General features: G+C 56.3%; 12 protein-coding genes. 1 reads left to right on the top strand and 11 read right to left on the bottom strand.

Annotation, left to right across the window (positions count from 1 at the left end; all coding sequences use genetic code 11):
• Nucleotides 1–21 precede the first annotated feature (21 nt).
• From PV433_RS22380 to PV433_RS22365, 4 genes are all read right to left on the bottom strand, one after another.
• Nucleotides 22–915 (bottom strand): dihydrodipicolinate synthase family protein, encoded by an 894-nt coding sequence (locus PV433_RS22380; RefSeq protein ID WP_332074264.1) that lies wholly within the window; start codon nt 913–915, stop codon nt 22–24.
• 70 nt (nt 916–985) lie between these two features.
• Nucleotides 986–2,116 carry a Gfo/Idh/MocA family protein gene (locus tag PV433_RS22375; protein WP_332074263.1) on the bottom strand — a complete coding sequence of 377 codons (1,131 nt, stop codon included), beginning with the start codon at nt 2,114–2,116 and terminating at the stop codon, nt 986–988.
• A 54-nt stretch (nt 2,117–2,170) separates the two neighbouring features.
• Nucleotides 2,171–4,057, bottom strand: coding sequence for a beta-N-acetylhexosaminidase (locus PV433_RS22370; protein WP_332074262.1), 1,887 nt, complete (start codon nt 4,055–4,057; stop codon nt 2,171–2,173).
• A gap of 47 nt (nt 4,058–4,104) precedes the next feature.
• Nucleotides 4,105–5,796 (bottom strand): hypothetical protein, encoded by a 1,692-nt coding sequence (locus tag PV433_RS22365; RefSeq protein ID WP_332074261.1) that lies wholly within the window; start codon nt 5,794–5,796, stop codon nt 4,105–4,107.
• Nucleotides 5,797–5,947: 151 nt separating this feature from the next.
• On the opposite strand from PV433_RS22365, the gene PV433_RS22360 reads away from it, so the two are divergent.
• Nucleotides 5,948–6,829, top strand: a complete 882-nt coding sequence (locus PV433_RS22360) for an AraC family transcriptional regulator (RefSeq protein ID WP_332074260.1) — start codon at nt 5,948–5,950, stop codon at nt 6,827–6,829.
• 93 nt (nt 6,830–6,922) lie between these two features.
• On the opposite strand, the gene PV433_RS22355 is transcribed toward PV433_RS22360, so the two are convergent.
• The 7 genes from PV433_RS22355 to PV433_RS22325 all read right to left on the bottom strand — a co-directional run bounded on the left by PV433_RS22355 (nt 6,923) and on the right by PV433_RS22325 (nt 14,985).
• On the bottom strand, nt 6,923–7,252 hold the full coding sequence (locus PV433_RS22355) for a DUF4870 domain-containing protein (protein ID WP_332074259.1): 330 nt from the start codon (nt 7,250–7,252) through the stop codon (nt 6,923–6,925).
• Between the two features lie 390 nt (nt 7,253–7,642).
• Nucleotides 7,643–7,999, bottom strand: a complete 357-nt coding sequence (locus PV433_RS22350; protein ID WP_332074258.1) for a Rieske (2Fe-2S) protein — start codon at nt 7,997–7,999, stop codon at nt 7,643–7,645.
• Nucleotides 8,000–8,048: 49 nt separating this feature from the next.
• Nucleotides 8,049–9,104: an amidohydrolase family protein gene (locus tag PV433_RS22345; RefSeq protein WP_332074257.1), complete on the bottom strand. Its 1,056-nt coding sequence runs from the start codon at nt 9,102–9,104 to the stop codon at nt 8,049–8,051.
• 18 nt (nt 9,105–9,122) lie between these two features.
• Nucleotides 9,123–10,658, bottom strand: a complete 1,536-nt coding sequence (locus tag PV433_RS22340) for an extracellular solute-binding protein (protein ID WP_442951565.1) — start codon at nt 10,656–10,658, stop codon at nt 9,123–9,125.
• A 91-nt stretch (nt 10,659–10,749) separates the two neighbouring features.
• Nucleotides 10,750–11,610, bottom strand: coding sequence for a carbohydrate ABC transporter permease (locus PV433_RS22335; RefSeq protein WP_332074255.1), 861 nt, complete (start codon nt 11,608–11,610; stop codon nt 10,750–10,752).
• 15 nt (nt 11,611–11,625) lie between these two features.
• The gene (locus PV433_RS22330) at nt 11,626–12,537 is read right to left on the bottom strand and encodes an ABC transporter permease (protein ID WP_379214229.1); all 912 of its coding nucleotides are present in this window, start codon (nt 12,535–12,537) and stop codon (nt 11,626–11,628) included.
• Between the two features lie 207 nt (nt 12,538–12,744).
• Nucleotides 12,745–14,985 carry a helix-turn-helix domain-containing protein gene (locus PV433_RS22325; protein ID WP_332074253.1) on the bottom strand — a complete coding sequence of 747 codons (2,241 nt, stop codon included), beginning with the start codon at nt 14,983–14,985 and terminating at the stop codon, nt 12,745–12,747.
• Nucleotides 14,986–15,144: the final 159 nt, after the last annotated feature.

Below are 15,144 nucleotides of genomic sequence, written 5' to 3'. Positions count from 1 at the left end.
CGCCCTCCTTCCCGGTATCGCTTATACGCCTAATGACAATAGGCCGTTTTTGCCCGCCTCGTATCCGAGCATCAACTCGCCGATCCGCTTGGCGTCCGCGGGAAGCAGCGGCAGTCTTGTCTCCGCACTGGAGAACAGGCCGAGCTCGCGGAACAGCGCCTTCGTCGTCGGAATCTCGTCGCCGGGACCGAACATATGGATGAAGGGTAGCAGCGTCCGCGAGAAGATCCAGTAGCTTTCCGTCCGGTCTCCGGAACGATACGCCTTCCAGCTGTCGCGGAACGCTTCGGGAAAAATGATCGGCGCTATAATCATGCTGCCGTCCACTCCCGCCTCGAACGAGCGGAAGCAGATGATATCGTCCCCGCCGAAAACAGTCAGGTCGGAATGCGCTTTCAGCTCGCGCACTTTCCCCAAGTTGTGATCGGTCATCTTGATCGCTGTAATAGACGGAACGTCCTCTGCCAGCTGCAGCAAATCTCCGGTTGAAAACAACGTCTTGGTCGTTACCGGATTGTCGTAGAACACCAGCTCCAGACCGGTTCCTTCCGCCAGGGCGGTCATATATTCCGCCACCATCTTCAAGGAATTCGGAAAATAATACGGACTCGGGGCGAGCGCCGCCCGCACTCCGCAATCGGCGGCCGCTTTGCCAAGCTCGATCGCTTCTTTCAGATTCGTATGACCGAGTCCGACCACGAGCTCTTTGCCGGCCGGCATCCGCTCGGACAAATACCGGACGATCTCGATCCGTTCCTGCGCGGTCAGCGCAGGAGCTTCTCCCGTGCTGCCGCATGCGACATAACCGTCAACCGAGTCCAGCGTGTAAGCCAGAAGCCGGTCGAATGCGGCATACTCGACCTCCCCGTTCAGAAAAGGTGTCGGTATGACCGGAATATTGCCTTGTAGCGCCATGGATATCTCTCCATCCCCGTTATTATGGTTGCCCTCGTACTATAACTGCACCTTCGGAATTCGGATTCCGCTACAGCATTTTCGTAATTTTTTCGGACATCGGCATATTTTTACGGAAGTTCGGCATCTCCGCAGGACGGCCGCCGTTCATGACCGACAGCTCCGACAACAGGCCGACCGCCGTCCACTCGCACGCTTCGTATACGTCTACAGGCGGGCGTCCGCCCGTACGCACCGCATCGACGAAATCGTGGATGAGGAAAAAGTCCGAGCCCCGGTGCCCGGCGTTTTTCTGCTCGTCGGTCGCCGTCTTGTACCGCTCCGGCAGCAGGTCCGCATACATATGGAGCGGCCGCCATTTCGCACTGTCCGTATCCGGATCCATATGGTTTAGCCACAGCTTGTGATCGTCGCCCATCCCTCTCGGCGCCTCGTAGCAACCCTTCGTGCCCTGCAGCGAATAATAGGCCGGGTTATGCGGCCGCTCCGAGATGCAGTCGACCCGCAGCTTCAGCAGCTTGCCGCTTTCGAGCTGGCACAGCGTAACCGCCGTATCCTCCTGGCGGAATTGCGGCGCCGTATGCCAGCCGGTACCGCATGTGATGACCGAACGGATCCGGTCGCCTTCGAACCATTTCATCAACGGACCGATGCTGTGGGTCGGATAAAAGGAACCTCTTCGGCCATACTGCCAAAACGCTCTCCAGTTCGGCGTGCCATCCGGGTACAGCGTTCTTTTCTTTAGCTCGTGGATGTATTCGCCTTCGCCGTAATAGATATCGCCGAACATCCCCCGGCGAATCATTTCGCCGATGATGCGGTTTTCCGGCAAATAACAGTTGTTTTCAGCCATCATATAGGTGCGGCCGCTCTTCTCCACCGTCTCGATGAGCCACCACAGCTCCTCCATCGACACGCCCGCCGTCACCTCGCACAAGACGTGCTTGCCCGCATACAGCGCCTCGATCGACTGGCGGACATGGTGCTGCATCGGCGTGGAGATGACGACCGCATCGATATCGGATTGAATCATATCCTCAAATAATCGGTACTTGTTCGCGATTCCGTACTTCTCGGCGGTCGCGTTCAGCAAATCTTCGTTGAGATCGCAAAAAGCGGTGACCTCCACATCCGGGATCGAGCGAAATCCCATCAACGCGCTCAATCCCCGTACCCCTGCGATCCCTACTTTGATCGTCATGGACAATCCTCCTGCCGCTCTTGTTTGAGTATGAATTCAACACAACCGGCTGGCTTACGGCTGGGCAAGACGGCTCGCCGTCGGAATGAACTGATACCAGTAACAATCGAGCAATCCTTCCACGCCTTGGAACAACAGCCGTTTTTCTTCCAGCTCCTCCAGCTTGGCGGCTTTGCCGGATACATAGTCCGCGATCCGCTTCGCCGAGGTTTCCAGCGCGAGGATCAGCCCGCCATAGCGGAAATCGAGCACTTCCCAGCCGAACGCCTTGTTGACCTCGAACCAGCGGTCGCGGTGGCTTGCCTGCAGCTCGCGCACTTTGCCGATCAGATCGGGCAGGACGACGTTCGCGTAATCGTTAAGCTTCTCTTTGTCCCCGGCGAGGTAAGCTTTCGTCAGGTTCACTCCGAGCTCGGCCTTCACCGAAAGTACGGCGCACAGCTTCTGGAGAATATCGAAGATCGGCCGGTATTCGCCGCTTCGTTCCTTGATCGCCGCAAACTTTTTCTCCAGCCCGGCATAATAGCTGTCGAACTCCCGTCCGTTCAAGTTGGCGTCGAACAGCCCCATCATCGGCTGCTGCCACAGCATCACGCGCGACGGGTTGGCCGTCTCCAGATTGTCCTTGCCGATTCCCGGCGCTTCGTCCACCCAGCGGATGTCCATGAAGTCGTCATACTGGCCGCCTGTGCAGAAAGCAAACCGCTTGCGCAGCTTCTCTTCGGACAATTCGTCCGCGTAGCCGTGCTCGGCGAACAGCTGGAGGCCGAGAATCGCCGAAAACCAGTCGCATTCCGTTCCGTCGTCGCCCCACAACGTAGCGATAATCTCGGTAATGCCTTCCTTCTTGCACGCATTCAGCGCCGCGTTCGTCGACTTCATGGTCGCGCCGTAGTTGAGGACGAAGCCTCTCCAGTTCCAGATGCCACCTGCGAATACGGGGGTGGAGCCGAACGATTTGTGGCGCTGGATCCAATCGACATAAAACTCTTCGTCGTAATGGTAGTAGTCCCAATAGACGAATTGTACGTCCTTCGGCATCGCGTCGATCGTAGATTGCGGGATAACGCATTCTTTGTCGTAATAAGCGCCCGTCTTGGAGCCGGCGCGGAAATACATGTCGCTCCACATCATCGGCTCCAGGCCGAGGCGGCGGGTAATCTCCAGGACGCGGTGCAGATGCTCGTTCATAATTTCGAATTTCGAGCGGTAACCGTTTTTCGCCAAGTAATGCCCTTGACCGAGCTTCCACGCTTCGTCCATCCCGATATGAATCCGTTTCGTACGGACGGGAGCCGCGGCCGCCTTGATCATTTGCTCGATAAACTCGTACGTTTTCGGCTCGCCGACCAGCATCGTTTCTTCATCGTCGCGAATATCGGCGAACGTATTCCATTTCAGCACGTCTTTCAAATGACTGAGCGTCTGTATGCAAGGAATCATCTCGATGCCGAACATATCGGCGTAATCGTCCAGCTCGCGAATTTCGTCCTGCGAGTACCGGCCTCTCATGTAGCCGAAGTAAGGCTGCTCCTTCACGTCGTAGCTGTCTTCCGCATACAGCATGAACATATCGAGCCCCATTACAGCCATCATCCGGATAAACCGTTCGACCGTCTCGGTTTTCATGACCGAATTGCCCTGGGACACGTCGAACATCGGCCCGTTCATCGAGAATTGGGGGCGTTCGCGGATCGTGAACATCTCCCGTCCGTCCTGCAGCGCTTCCACCAGCAAACCTGCCGCCCGGAAAAAATGAATTTTGCGTGTATAAGAGATGGTTATCCCGTCCTGGTCCTTGTGTACGATAAGTTCCGGACCTTCGTGACGCTTTACATGAACGGACAAACCGTCCGCTCCGCTGCGGAATCCGAGCTCGCCTGCCAATATGTCGATTCCTTGTTGCAAATCTGCGATATCCCCATGAAAATAAAGCTGCATAAACGTACTCCTCTCCTTATATGAGCGTTGCCGAATGATTAGTTGTCTTATTTTCCGGCCGGCAGCATCTCGCGGTGCGTCCCGTTAAACGGCCGGATCTCCCGCCATACGGGCTCCAGCGTATCGTCAGCGTAGACGGCTATTTTCGTCTCGCCTGCGCTCGTCCCCTCGAAGCGGACCTCAAGTTCTCCGTCAACGCAAGCCGCACTGACCAGCCGGCTCTCATGAAGATCGCGCATGTAGGCCATAGCATTATCCAGCGTCGTATGAATGACGCCTCTTGCAGCGAACGTATCCGTTATCGCTTCCATGATCGCTTTCCAGTGGTCAGGTTTGATATACTGGATGTAACCGGATTCGTGAGTGAACAGCTGGGCCAGCACCTGGGCGTCAAGCGCCCGGGATATTTGGTTGATGCCGTGCTGGATCGTATCGTCCACCTTATTGTTAGGCGCCCACTCGTATCCGTTATCGTCGCGGATTTCCGTAATGCTGGCGAATAGCGATTTCCGGTACTTCTCCTCTTTGGCCGGGTACCAGTCGGCATAAAACACCGGTGTAGTCTGTGTCGGAGGCGTCGTTTTTTTGTAATACGGTCCGCCGAACGTCATCGTACCCGGGTATGGGGTGTTCTCCGGATTCATCGAGCAGATAAATTCGCAGCCCCAGCGCGCCAGATGGGGCATGTAGCCTTCCGACAGCTCGTAATAATGCGGAACGAACACTTTGGACATCGGAATATCCGGATGTTTGGCATACCATGCCTCTACGCGCCGGACCCGATCGAGCACCTCGGATTCCGTATACGGCTCGCATGCGGCCGCCTCCGACCAATAGCCCTGATCCGGATATTTCGGAGTATGGCGGAAATAACCGAAATCCCAGTAAGAGAATGCGTGCGGACATGCCGTCACTTGGTTCTGACGCAGCATCGGCCGAAGCTCGTCAAGCACATCCGGAGTCAGATCGTCCAGGAACAAGCCGACCCATGGCTTCCAGCCGAGCTCGACGCAATCGCGGAGCCAGTACAGGCCGGTAGCTCCGCCTTTGAGCTGCCCGAACCCGGATACGTCGTCGATTCGCATCGTCAGAAACGGCGGCAGACTTCGCGTTACGAACGGCTTGCGTGCCGCCCATACGATCGACCGCCACAGCAGATCGTCCAACCCGTACAGCGGACCGAGGACATCGTGCCTTCCCCATTCCAGCGTCGACCATAAAGCAACGCGCCCTTGACCGTCCGCTTGGACGACGCTGAGCAGCGGCCCCGAGCCGAGCGTGACTAGCGGCGCTGCAGAGCTGGAGATCGCCGGGATGATTTCTTTATTCAGATGGTAATGCCTGCGCCTTTCGCCTTGGCGGTGAAGCCGGCTGATCGGATGATCCGCATCGCGGATCGCCACGAATGTCGACGCTTCGCTTCCGGCATAGCTGTGCGCCCAGGGCGCGATCTGTTCGCCGAAACTGACAAGCCCGGTGCCTGCTTCGACAGCCTGGACGACCGCGGAAGCCAGCTCGGTTTGACCGGACAAGCAGCCCGGATGGGCGAGAATGATCAGGGGCCATTGCGACAATTCGGCTCCGTTAAACGGTCCGGCGGCCTGCTCAAGTAATTCAAAGGCAATTCCCATTTGGTTCAAATAAGGCTCCAGCACATCGGAAAAAATCGAATGGCGTTCATTTCTCGGATCCGCGATTACAAGCGGAAGAGCTCGAAGGCCGTCTGCTGCGTTGCTCAAGTCGCCACCCCTTCTGTACAGTTCGCTGCCAGCGGCGTTTCCGAAGCTTCGGGTGTCCTGCCCCGGAACTGGCGGCCACTGTATGATCATCAAGCATAAAGCTCTATATCAATAACAATAGCAAGGATCAGAAAGGGAGGGTAGGCAACCGGTGACCAAGTTCTTGGACTATGTGATCAGTCCGCTGCCCATTCGCATTATCGATTTAAAGGTCGACCGCTCCAAGCTGAAAATAAAAGGATTAACCCCGATCCAGTTCGGGCATCTGCCCGGAAGAATCTTGATGCGCAGAGGGGCGAAGCCGGAAAGCTGGGCGCTGACTTATATCGTAAAGGGACGCGGAACGTTTCAGGTGGGGGACGGACCTGTCCAGCGGCTGGAAGCAGGCTGCCTGTTCTGGGAGCACCCGGACGATGTGTTTCATTACGGGCCGGATCCCGGGGAAGACTGGGACGAGTATTATGTGTACTTCGAGGGCAGCCGCGTTCAGGAATGGCTGGAGAACAGCCTGCTGCAGGATACGGATACGGTGTTTCGGATCGGGATGGACAGCAAATGGGTTCGCAAAATCGAAACGATCGGCGACTATATGGAAAGCGGTCTAGCCGACAATGCCGACCGGGCGGCGCTGCTGCTCGAGTCGCTTATCTACGATTTTTGTTTGGCGAACGAAAGCAGGAAGACGAGCGACAGACCCAGCCGCAAGCCGGAATTTACGCTGCAAATATTGGAGGATATCGCAAGCAGCCTGTACCAGACCTGGGACGAGCGCCAAATCTGGGAACGCAATCATATATCACGCTCCACGCTTCGCCGCCTCGTCTACCAGAATACCGGCTACTCGCTGAACGAGTACGTGAACCGACTCAAAATATCCGAAGCGAAAAAGCTGCTGCGCATGACGAGCATGCAGATTAAGGAAATCGCCAAAAAGCTCGGCTTCGAAGACGCCGCTTACTTCTCCCGGTTATTCCGGAAATTCGCCGGCATGTCGGCTGCGGAGTTTCGCGCGAAGCATCACGATACGGGCTGATTGCCGGGGACCCTGCACGATTCCCGGGGAGTTAAAAAACACCCGCCTCCATCCCGGAAGCGGGTGTCTTGCATCTTGCCTCGGCAAATCTTATTATTTCAAAATTTCGAATCCGCCGATCAAAGGAAGCGGCTTGCGCTGGCCGTTCGCCGCGTTGATGATGCCGAGAACAAGAAGTACGAATACGGCCAAATTGCCGAGCGGACCGATGATCCACCAGCCGATAAACGGAATGACTGTGCTGATAATGTTAATGCCTACCGCGGTGATTAACAGCAGCAGCCCCTGATTGGCATGGTACATCGCGAATTTGGAATCTTTGGCCGTCAGAAGCGGGATGAAGAAAATGATGTACGCCAAAATCGCAATCCCTTTGTTCTTGTCAATATCCGACTGGTCACCGTTAGAAAACGTACTCAACACGATCATTCCTCTCTAATTGTAAGATGCAGCTATTAAAAATTGCCGGCTTCCTCTATACGTTCTGCGCTTGCTCCAGACCGCGCAGCGGAGCTGCACGCGCTGGCAACGGCTGCTCACCTTCCTTCCGCTTGCCTCTCCACCAATGCCGGTTGTGTGAATGCTTCGCAGTCGCGCGAGATACACAACTTGATGGCTCCTTGATACGTGTATGACTTATTATTTGGCGTTTATTCCCTCATTTCCTTCTTTTTACGACAGCGATTCGTATTATTTTTTTGCATCGATCCGCTTTTATCGACAAAACCCGGCGCGTCCGCGTACAGCAAAAGCTGCCGGGTCGTCCGGCAGCCTTCTGCTCGTGAGCGCAAGTGATCGTTCGGACCCCTTCCTTCAACTACCGATCACAATTCCAACTTTCCCTTCGCTCACCTCCACTTTATAAGTCCGGGCCCGGACCTTCCCGCTTATAAGCGATTTGCCCGTCTTGATGTCGAATTCCCAGCCGTGCCACGGACAGCGGACAATCTCTCCGCCCCGGCCGTATTCGTACTTGTACACGTCCGACGGCAGCGTCGTCCCGCATACGACTCCTTTGCAGAGAGGGGCTCCCTGGTGCGGGCAATAGTTATGAACCGCATAAAACTGCCCGCCGATCCGGTACACGCCGATCTCCCGTCCTTCGACGCTAACGATCGTTCGTCCGCCATCCTCCAGATCGGCCGCCTCTAACACGTAATGCACCGCCATGCTCCCTTCCGCCCTCCTTTTAGGCTTCCGGTTTCCTGCACCCGTCCGGTTACAGCCTATACAGCTTCCTGGCGTTCTCGTAAAAGATTTTGCGCTTCGCCTCCGGACTCAGCCGCTTCAAAATTTCCGTAGGCGCGTCGAAATCCCAATGCGGGTAATCGCTCGCATACAAGATGATATTCTCCGCATCGATCATATTGAACAGATCGATCAAATGCTGCGGATTGTCGGGCTCCTCGATCGGCTGTGTCGAGATGAAGACGTGTTCGCGGATATACTCGCTCGGCAGCTTCGTCAGCCACGGCACCTGGGAGCGGAGCGCCTTGTAGTTTTTGTCCAGCCGCCACATCAGTCCGGGCAGCCAGGCGATGCCGCCTTCGATCAGCACCACCTTCAGATTCGGATATTTGACGAAGACGCCTTCGCATACCATGCTGACCAGATGGGTCATGAACGTCTGCGACAGGCACGTATGCCACTCGATATACCGCGAAGGATAACCGGCCGCCGTCGGCGCGGTCGTACTGCCCGCCCCTTCCGCTCCCGGGTGAAGGGCGAGCGGCAGGCCGTTTCGCTCCGTCGCCTCGTAGATCGGGTGATAAAACCGCTGGCCGAGCGGCATGCGCGCCGCGCTGGAGATAATTACCTCGACGATATCCGGATGACCGGCGAGCCGGTCGATTTCCCGGGCCGCAAGCAGCGGGTCCAGCGTCGATACGGCCATCGCTCCTTTAAACGCCTTGCTTTTGCCGAGCCATTCCGCGATCAGAAAATCGTTGTAGGCCGAGCAGATCGCAGCAGCGAAATCGGCGTCGTGGGTGGCCGCGATATTGTATATAACTCCGGTCAGAATCGCGTACTCCATGTCATAACGCTCGATCAGCTGCTTGATCATGTAATCCGGGTCGGAGCCCGCCTTGCCGCCTCCCGGAGGAACCGCATCCCGTCGCAGCACGCCGACCGGCGAATGATAGCCGGAACTGACGGAGCCGATCCCCCCGGCCGCCACCCGGCTTTTCCACGGCTCGGGCAAATACGGGACTAACGCCGAATCGTTCTGCTCATTGTGGACGTCGACGTCGATGACCTTGAAGCTTTCCGTCATTCGCTCCTCGCCTCCAGCCTATTTCGTTCCGTAGGTCCGCTTGTAGGCGGTATTGTACATCGCCAGCAATTCGTCCGCTCCGAGCTTTTTCGCCTGCTCGATGAATTGGTTGTACGTCGTATCGTTGATCGGCGTTTTGCCGGTTACGAACTCGGTCATTTTCTGTTCGAGAAATTTGTTCAGGTTGCTCAGTTTCGATTTCTCCAGCTCCAGCTCGGCCTCGGTTTTGACGATCGCTTTAGGCGCCGGGATAATATATTTCTCGTACTTCGCGTTGATCGCCTTGCTTTTCTCGTTCAGCCCCCGTTCCCAGGCGTCGCGCGACTTGGCGTTATCGAGCGTGATGTTGTCATACCAGACTCCGTAATCGCGGCGCAGCGGCACGTACGGGCTCGCTCCGAATTCCTTCATATATAGCGGCTTGCCGTTCTCTATCGTATACGTCTTGTTCACGATGCCGAGGGACAGATAGTTCGAGCCTTCTTCGCCGACGAGGTAATCGAGGAATTGGACCGCTCTCTCCTTGTCTTTCACCTTGGCCGAGATCGCCCTGCCGCTGGCGCCGACCAGCGAACGCGAGTACTGGTAGTTTTTGATGCCGGAGGCGGCGAACTGCGGGATCGCGTCAAACTCGTAGTCGGCGGGAGCGCCGGCTTTTTTCGCTTTCTCGGTGAGCGGTTCCAGATCCGCTTTCCAGAAATAGGTAACGAGCGACTTCCCTTTCAGAATGCGCTCTTCCCATTGCGCTTGCGTCAGCAGCGAATATTCGGGATCGAGCAGCTTCTCGGCGTACAGCCGGTTCATGTACACGATCGCATCCTTGAATCCGCTGTGATACGGAGCGAACGCGTATTGGTCGTTGGCCGGATTCAGGTTGAAGAAGCCTTGAATGCCTGTAAACGCCCTGCCGAATACGGTGTACAGACCGGTGTCGCCGATCGGCGAGTTGGAGACCAGCGGATACGTATCCGGGTATTTCTCCTTCAGCGCCTTCAGAAACTGATAAAATTCCTCCAGCGTTGTCGGTTCCTTCAGATTGTTTTTGGTCATCAAATCTTTGCGGGCGTACCAGATGAAGTTGAACCCTTTGCCCGCCGCATCGCCTTCGAGCACCGGCACCGTGTACAATCCGCCGTCCGCGCCGGTCGCGAGCGCCTTCGCCTCGGGGTACGTATCGTAAAACTTTTTCAGATTCGGCGCGATGTTCAAGTAATCCTTCAGGTTCAAGAACACTTTCTCCGGCCCGTTCTCGCGCCCTTCCTGGGTCGTTACCTGGATGAAATCGGTCACGGAGTTCGTCGCGATCATAATTTGCCGCTTCTCGGTCAGCCCTTCCTGGCTGACGACCTGGAAATCGACCTTCACACCGGTTTTCGCCTCGATTTCTTTGAAAATTTCCCAGTCCGTCCGCACTTTTCCTTCTGTCCGGTCGTACACGAGCCAAGAAAACGTAACCGGTTTCTTCGTACCGGCTTCCGGCGTTTTGCCGTCCGGTCCGGGTTCGTCCTTGCCGCTGCACGCCGCCGCCAATCCGCCCAGCATCATTGTCGCCATCGCCGCTGCGATCGTTTTTCTCCTCAATGGGGCCGCCTCCCTTTTGTATCGTAGAAATGGATCTATAGATGCGGATTCGGGGAATCCGGACCTACCCTTTGATGCCGCCGATCATCGTGCCCTGGACGAAATATTTCTGAATAAACGGATAGATGCACAAAATCGGCAGCGTGGCAATGATAATCATCGCGTATTTGAGCGTCTCCAGATGACTCAGATCCCCTTCGCCCTGCACATTCGTCCCGGCGATCAAAATGTTGCGAAGCATAATCTGGAGCGGGTACATGCTGCGGTCGTTCAAGTAAATAAGCGCGTCGAAAAACGCATTCCATTGTCCGACCGCCGTAAACAGCCCGATCGTAGCCATCACCGGCAGCGACAACGGAAGCACGATCCGCAGCAGCACCTGGAACGAGCCGCAGCCGTCGATCGTACCCGCATCCTCCAGCTCCTCCGGCAGCGCTTCGAAAAACGTCCGCATAATGAACAGATGCCACGTGCTGATCAGCGTCGGCAGGACGATCGCCCAGATCGAATTGAGCAGCCCCAGCTTCTGGACGACGAGGAAGGTCGGAATGAGCCCGCCGCTGAACAGCATCGTAAACGCCGCCATCAGTAAAATCGCCCGGCGGCCGGGCAGCCACTTTTTCCCGAGCGGGTACGCCATCGCCGAGGTCGCGACCAGCGTAAGCGCTGTATGGACGACCGTGTACCGGATCGTATTCCAGTAGCTGATCCACAAATCCGGGTTAAATACAAGCCGCTCGTAAGCAGCCAGCGTCACCGCCTTCGGCCATAACAGCACCTGGCCGCTCGCGACCATCGCATGGTTGCTGATCGAAGCCGAGAACACGTACACCATCGGATACACCATCACGATAATAAGCACGATCATGCCCGTCACATTCATGATATCGAACAGTCTGGACATCCAGCTTTCCCTGATCTTCATAACCCGGCATCCCCCTCACCATAAACTCGTCTCCGAGTATTTCCGCGCGATCCGGTTCGCCAGCACGACGAGAACGAAGCCCGTCGCCGACTGGAACAGACCGACCGCCGTAGCGAAGCTGAAATCGGCGTCCAGGATGCCCCGGCGATAGACGAACGTATTGATCACGTCCGCCGTCTCGTAGGTCATCGAGTTATACAGCAGCAATATTTTCTGAAATCCCGTCTCCATAAAGTTGCCGAGGTTAAGCACGAACAGGATGATCATGACGGGAACCATCCCGACGAACGTAATATGCCGGATTTGCTGGAACCGGTTCGCTCCGTCGATTTTGGCCGCTTCGTACAAGGTCGGATCGATCCCGGCGATCGCCGCCAAATACAGAATCGTGCCCCAGCCCACCCGCTGCCAAATCTCCGAGCCTACATAAATCGTCCGGAACCATTCCGGCAGGCCGAGAAACAGGATCGGCTCGATGCCGAACCATTTCACGAGAATATGATTGACGACGCCCGTCGACGGCGACAGAAACGTCACGAGTATGCCTGCAATAACGACGGTGGACAAAAAATGAGGCATGTAGCTGATCGTCTGCACGAATCGTTTGAACCAACGGATGCGCAGTTCATGGAACAGCAGCGCCAGCAGCACCGGAGCCGGGAAATGGAACAACAGATCGTACACGTTCAGCATGACGGTATTGCGGATCAGCTTCCAGGAATCCGGCGTGTTTACGAAAAACTCGACGAAATGCTTCATCCCCACGAACTTGCTGCCGAGCACCCCCCGGCCGATCGAGAAGTTCTGGAACGCGATGACGACCCCGTACATCGGCAAATATTTAAAGATCAAATAATACAAAATGCCCGGCAGCATTAACAAATATAACGCTTTATGTTTTTTCAGCACGAACCAGAAGCGGGACATCGAGGTCACCAGGCGTCACGCCCTTTCTGTAAACGGTTCCAATTTATTCGCCTGCCGTGTTCCTTTTCTTGCCCCCACTATAGGTCCGGAGCCGGCAGGCCGTAAAGCGCGTATATTTGTCCGCTGTCGCCTTTCTTGCATCGCGCAGGGAACCGCTTGCCATCAGCCTCCGCCGGAAAAAAAAGAGACGTCCGCAAAAAGGAAGTCTCATCTCTGATGGATCGCCCGGTACTTCGCAGGCGTCGTTCCTTCGTATTTGCGAAAAACCGGAATCAGCGAATTCCTTCCCCAATAGCCGACCTTCTCGGCGATTTCGTCGATGTTCATATCCGTCTCCAGCAAATATTGCTTGGCTTTCTCCAGCCGGACTTTGGCGATGTACTCCACGTATTTGTCCCCGACCTCCTCCTTGAACGTGCGGCTGAAGTGGCCGGCCGACATGTTAAGCTGCCGGGCGAACCGTTCGATCGACAGCTCTTCGTTGTAGTGCTCCCGGATGTACACCGCGATTTCGGCAAACTGACGGCACCGCGCATAGGGCTCGGCCGGACGGAACAGCTCGGCGTGAATGTCGCGGAGACAGAGCCGGATTTCTTCCCAGGTGACGCAGCGGTTCAGCTTGTCGAACAGGCCGGAGTAAAAGGCGATATGAAAATCGCCGCGGTCCGTCTCCGCCGAACGAATCCATGTACTCAGCACGTCCGAGCAAAACATCTTGACCTCGGCCGCCCGGGCAAGCTTCCCCGCATCCAGCAAGTCGAACACGCTTTTCAGTAATCCGCCGTAATCCCGGCTTTTGTACATATTGACGAACCGGTTCACATCCTGAGCCGACAACAAACTGTCCCAGCCCGTCCTGCACTGCGCCATCCGCTCCTCTCCGCACAGCTCCACTTCCGGACCGAGCCCTTTGTACTCCAGCATCGCCAGCGCATGTCCGTATGACCGGTGGAGCTGCTCCCAAGAATCGGCCGGACTACCGATGCCGATCGTGATTCGGCGTACCTTCGCATACGGCAGCACGATCACCTTTAGCCTCTGCGCCGCCTCGTCCGGACTGCCCCGCTCCGCCGCCTCATGGTGGACGACGCACGCCAGGATATCCGGCTTCGTCTGGCACAGCCACACCGGCCCCGGGTATGACTTGCGGATTCGCTCCGCAATCGCTCCGATCCATGACGCGCCGGGCGGCTCCGGCTCCTCCTCCGTCCCGTGTTCCGGCTTCCGGGAGTACGCCTGCAGCTCGATACACAGCACCGTCCTTTGCATCTCCGTCCCGCTTGCTGCAAGCGGCCCGTCCCGGTATTCGCCGAGCAGCAGCCTCGTCAGCAGATGCTCCTGAACCATCGGAACCATGCCCGTTACGAGACGGGACAACTGGTCGTTCTCGGTCATCAGCTGATCGGAGTAGCGCTTGATGACATCGAAATCGTTGCCCCGCCGGCGGAAATCATACCCATGGAGCGGATCGCGGAACGAGACAAGTCCGGTTTTGATCTCATGGATGGGAGCATACAGCTTCCGGCTTAACAAGTAAGAGACTGCGCTTCCAAGCAGCAGGAAAAAACCGAAAAACGCCACGCACAGCTTGCTGATCAGCCGGGCGGGCGCCAGCAGTGTCTGCAGATCGATGACGCTGACATAACTCCACGCATCCGTAAAGCGCGACGGAATCGAGGACAGCTTGTTCGCTCTGGCTCCGGGCTCCATCGAGCCGGCCTGGACGATCGCTTCCCCGCTCCGGTCGACCATCGCGGTTCCCAGCACCCACGGCTCCCCGATTCCGATCTTCTCGCGAAGCTTATCCCGGTTCACGTCAACGACCAGGTACAGATCCGGATTGGCGGAATTGAACGGGTAACTCATCACGGCGGAGATAACGGAGCCGGGAAACGAGTCGACGTCGTTAAGCGGATTTTGCATCACCGCGTACGGCTTCGTGAAAACCATCATTTTTTTCCCTGTCAGATGGGGGAACAGCGCCGCTTTGTCCGTTTGGCTTATTTTGTAATGGTACTGAAAATAATAGGTTTTATCAGTATGCATCCTCGAATCGATGACCAGGTCGTAGCCGGCGAAATATAAGTAGGCGTTCGTCACGAGATCTTCGGAGCGGAGCTTGTTTAATTGCTCCATCAGCGAATGGACCCATTCGTTGCGCTGCTGGTTGTCCGGCGGATCGGCCGCTACTTTCAGAAATCCTTTCAGATCGGCCGCGCTCAGCATATGGATCATGCTTGTCTGCAGCAGCGTAAAGGCCGAATCGGTCTGATCGGAATAATGCCGCATCAGCATGTCGCTCCGGGCTTCCGCATCGCTCTCGATCAGACGGACGACGAAGACATATGTAACCGTGCTCGCAACGAAGACGGGGACGAGAAACAATACGAAATAGCTAGCGAACAATTGCCAAAACAAAGCGATCCGGCCGCTGAACAGACGATTCATCGCAGGTTGCCCCTTCCTCCCGATTCCTTCCGAGACCGAACACCGGAATGTCCTTTGTATCATTGTATCGCCGTCACGCGGAATCAGTACCGGTACCGGAGAAGCCGGATCGTTTTTAAGGCCGCGGACGTCGTCAGCAATAAGAAAACCGTCCGGAAA

Source organism: Paenibacillus sp. GYB004 (assembly GCF_036577605.1).
In the GTDB taxonomy this organism is placed as follows: Bacteria; Bacillota; Bacilli; order Paenibacillales; family NBRC-103111; genus Paenibacillus_AB; species Paenibacillus_AB oceani.
Note: the sequence above shows the minus strand (reverse complement) of the source record. Positions and strands in the feature narration are given on the sequence as shown.